This is a genomic window from Shewanella scandinavica, assembly GCF_031932065.1.
Taxonomy (GTDB): Bacteria; Pseudomonadota; Gammaproteobacteria; order Enterobacterales; family Shewanellaceae; genus Shewanella; species Shewanella baltica.
This window is the reverse complement of the sequence record NZ_JAUOES010000064.1, coordinates 1-1048: the sequence shown is the minus strand read 5'-3', so window position 1 is coordinate 1048 and position 1048 is coordinate 1. Positions and strand designations below refer to the sequence as shown.

1 protein-coding gene is annotated in these 1048 nt (G+C 41.7%); it reads left to right on the top strand.

Annotation, left to right across the window (positions count from 1 at the left end; all coding sequences use genetic code 11):
- Window positions 1-595: integron integrase (locus Q4Q50_RS22310; RefSeq protein ID WP_311901224.1), on the top strand; the 595-nt coding region annotated here is incomplete at its 5' end.
- Window positions 596-1048: the final 453 nt, after the last annotated feature.

Below are 1048 nucleotides of genomic sequence, written 5' to 3'. Positions count from 1 at the left end.
CGATAGGCTAATAATAGAACTACTCTATGGTAGTGGACTGAGAGTTTCAGAATGCCTCAGGTTACGTATCCAAGATATTGATATTGAACAAGCTTCGTTGACTGTGAGGGATGGTAAAGGTCATAAAGATAGACAAACAATCCTCAGCCATAAATGTGCCATTAAACTCGCAGCATATATTAATAAGGCAATGGAGATTCAACACAGTGACAACCAACAAGGGATCGGCCCTTCCCTACCCAATGCGTTAGAGCGTAAGTATCCTAATGCCTTTAAGCAACACGGATGGATGTTCATTTTCCCTTCAACCACAACCTGTATTAATCCTTATACAGGAACGCTTTGCAGGCATCATCTTCATCAGAGTGTTATTCGTAAAGCGCTCGGCAATGCGGTGCGTAACATCAAAATAACTAAGCGTGTTACCTGTCATACATTTAGACATAGCTTTGCAACCCATCTACTTCAATCGGGCAGTGATATCAGAAGTGTTCAGGAGCTACTTGGCCATAATGACGTTAGTACTACACAAATCTACACCCATGTGCTTGGCCAACATTACGCAGGGACAACGAGTCCATTAGATAAGTTATAAATTCTAAGTAATAAAGCAATCTCGATTGCCTCTAGTCGTATTACTAATTCAGGTCAACTAACACTTAACTTACAGAGTGTTTGGGTTGCCCCGTAAAACACTTGGGGGTAACTGGCGTTTGCCCAAACAAATGCATAAAGGCGTATTGCGGCAAGAGCACCAAAACGATAAATCCACAAAACAATCATTTGTAAAAGCCTAGTTTCATTGTGATCAATATAGAGATCACACCTAAGCTCAGTGCATCATTTAATAGCGAATTATTTCGCATAGGTATCTGTCTGAACCTTTGATAAAATCCAGTTAACGGGTTAGCAGTCTTGGTGGACAACCGGCTAACCCGCCAGCCCTCGTAAGAGGGCGTTCTTTCTAATTCATCCTATCCAGCAGTGCCATTTCGGCTTTTCTTAGCCAGAAGATGTAAGACTTTTTGCTGTCAAATCCCATTAAGGC